The 3378-nt window shown below is 56.7% G+C and carries 1 pseudogene; it reads right to left on the bottom strand.

Annotated features, from left to right (window positions below):
* Positions 1–3378, bottom strand: a pseudogene (locus tag ACF8AM_RS00025) (cell surface protein); the annotation flags it as partial.

Genomic DNA, 3378 nt, shown 5'->3' on the forward strand with positions numbered 1-3378 from the left:
TCAGCAATCCGTCGAACCGAATTGACCGGCATCAGTCGAGTCAGGGGGTTGGCCGAGTTGGGATTGAAGAACTGATCCAGAGCTTCAGGAACAGCCACTTCACCCGAGACGGCAACGTAGTACGTGCCTTCGGGGAGTTGAACCGGTCCGATGTAAGCATCCAAGACGCCGGCGGATCCAGCATCCAGGTTCGACATGTCGACGCCGTTCAGCGGGCTGCCTTGATCGTCAGCAATGTTTGAATCGCGGCTGTGCAGGATCAATTGCCCAGCCGAGTTGTAGATCGAAATGGACGAGTTGACTCGGCCGAGTGCATCGGCGTAATCGATGTCGAATGTCGCGGTGACAAAGCGGTTTTCGCTGTCGAAAACGTCCGGCGAAATCTGTTGTGCGACCAAGTCCACTCGGTACACATCGACGTCTTCGATGCGAACATCCAAGTCGGTCGAATTGATGTTGCCGATCTCACCTGTGATGACCAACGACCCGCGGTCGGATGTCATCAGATTGCCGACCGTCTGAGCGTTTCCGGTGGTGAATCCAAGCCGGTTGTTTTCAGTTTCGATCGTTTGCTCGTCGCCACTGTTGCGGTTGGCCGGCGTTGGGTCGATGTAGCGGACTTCTTCGCCGACATCGCCTGCGAGTGGCGAATGCAGTGGTGCGCCGGTGACAGCGATGGCATCGGTGGCGTAGCGGATGTCGGCCAACTGAACGGTTGAGCCAGCGGTTTCATCCGTTTCACGCAGACGCAAAGACAGTTGGTATTGACCATCCGTTTTTTGGTCCAGTGTGCGGACACGAACGTAGTAGGTGTTGTCACGCTGGGTGTCACCTGGCAACACGACTCGGAAACCGGCGTCCAACGCGTTGGGTGATTCCACCGAACCCGTTCCCAACTGATACAGCGGTCGCACTTCGTCAACCGAAACACCGTTGGGAAGGTTGGGGTTGGCGTACAGTTTGGTTTGGTCGGTCGTTGAGACTTCCGCGTCGGAGAGTTCCGAGAAACTGTTGTTGCTGCTGGCAATCACGTCTTCGTTGACGTTGATCAGTTCGACAACGGTGTCCAAACCAAACGATGTTTCATCGATGTCGATGAAAAGTTCGGTGCCACCGGTCGCGGTGAATCGATAGACGTCTTGGTCTTGAGGGGTCGCCAAGGTTCCGCGAATATTGAATCCGAGACGTTCGTTCTCGTCGCCAGCGTATTCGTGCTGGGCGAGATCACCAATGACCTGAGCGTCGTCAGGCGATGCGTTGATGGTGATGTCGGACGCCAAGGCGCGTTCGTTTTCGAGCACGTAGGCGACATTGCGATCGTTGACATAGGCTTCCAGTTGCAAGCCTTGCCAGTCACCTGCCGCTGGATCGGTGGCATTGGCAGCGGTTTGCAACAAGGCACGACCATCGGGCGTGTAGCCCGCACCGACGGTTTCGTCATTGAGGCTGGTCAGGACCACTGGGTTGCCAGGTGTGCCAATGACTTGCAGTGTGCCACCGATACGATCGTCGATGTCCAGTGGGCGTCCGCTACCAACGAGCGTCCCATTGGGGCCGAATTTGACGACGAGGCTTTGGCCCACATCGCTCTTGAGTCGCAACGCACCGTAGAAGTGATTGGTCATTGAGACCACCGAACCTTCGACGATGTGAACGATGTCGGTGTCATCCCACACGCTATCGGTGGTGATGATTTCACTCCGGACACGCAATCCATTGAGCGTGTTGAGATCCAACATGTTGCCCGCAATCAATGGGCCTTGGTTGTCCAGGTCCGTCCCGATGATGCTGCTTGGGCCGGTGGAGCGACCGGTGTCCAAAACATCATCGAAGTTCAGTGCATCGGGGTTGATGCTGATCGCGGCACCTTCATTGTCCGCAATCACGTTGTTCAGAATGATGGGCTGGCTGCCGCGAACAAAGATGACGGATTCGTCGTTGAAACCGCGACCTTCGCGAGTGCTGGTGCTTTCAAATCCATCCGCATTGCGAGTGAAGGTTGAGTTCGCAACACGCACATCGGCTTGAAGGATTTCCAAGGCGTTGAATTCGGTGAATCCACCTTCGACCGGGCTGGTACCACCACCGAAGCGGACTTCTGCGAAATCAAGGCTGGCCGTGGTGTCTTGGCGGAAGACCAATCCGCCCCAGTCTCCGGGCGTGCCCGTGCTGGCACCATTGTTGTTGCTGTCGAATGTTCCGCCGGCACCGTAAGTGTCGTCCGATCGGGAAGTGAAGATGACTTTGTTGCCGTCGTTTCCTTCAGCGTAGAAGTCGGCTCCGAAGGTGGCTTCGATGCGAGCCGATTCGGATTTCACAACGATGCCTGGATCGATCGTCAATCGAGCGTCGTAGCGAGGCAGCAACTTGGTTCCGCCATTCAGATCGCTGCCAAGACTTTCGCCGAGCAAGGTCTCGGGACCGAAGGTGGTGACTCCGTTGTCAAAGAAGCTGGTCTCATCCAACATCAATCGAGCGACAAGGACGTATTCGCCGGTGATGGGTGTCGAACGATAGAGGTTACGACCAACAAACCCTTCTGCTGTCGCGGGCAGGTTGTCCAAGAAAATCCCATCGTTGCGAGCGACGACCTGCATGGTGCTCGCTTCACTGGCTTTTGATTCACCACCGTAAGGATCGACGAAGGTCATCCGGTAATCGTAGGCCTGGTTTTCAACCAACTCGCTGATTCCGACCAACCCGGGAACCGTGCTGGTGGAAATCCCGCTCAGGTCGGGACTCTGTTCGCTGGCGAGGATTCCGCCGCGAGTGGTTCCATCGTCGAGATAAACCGTTGCGCGGCGGTCCAGTTGGGTCACTAGTTCATAGCGGACAACACCCGACACCAAGTCACGGCGATAAAGATTGCGACCAACAAATTCATCGGGGGCCGAAGGCAGGTTGCTCAAACGCACCGCGCCGGTAGTCGAAGAGACCGAGCGAGTTGGAAGACTGGCCAGCGATTCATTTCCTTCCTCGGTGACGTACGTCATCACATATTCGTACACGCCATCGGTAAGCGTTCCGCCGGCGGTCGAGGTTTGAACCGTGACACTGAGCACATCAGGACGATCTTCCAGCAGCACGGGGCCACCGGGGTTGCCTTCGAGGGTCAGCACTTCGCTGATGGCGTGGACAATGTCGTGATCGTCAAATCGACCGCTGACCGTCATGGGTTGAAGTTCGCCTGCCGCGGGCGTGTCGACTCGCACGAACAACGCGTTGATCGTGTTGTTGATCAGGGTGTTGCCGGCGATTTCGGGGCCGACGCGGTCATAGTCACTGGTGAACGAGGCGACCGACTGATAACGAGGCGAATGGAAATTCGTTTCGCGGAAACTGTCAGGGTCGGCGCTCATTGCCGCATCGGCGCTGTTC

Origin of the sequence: Rhodopirellula sp. JB055 (assembly GCF_043100905.1) — a bacterium.
In the GTDB taxonomy this organism is placed as follows: domain Bacteria; phylum Planctomycetota; class Planctomycetia; order Pirellulales; family Pirellulaceae; genus Rhodopirellula.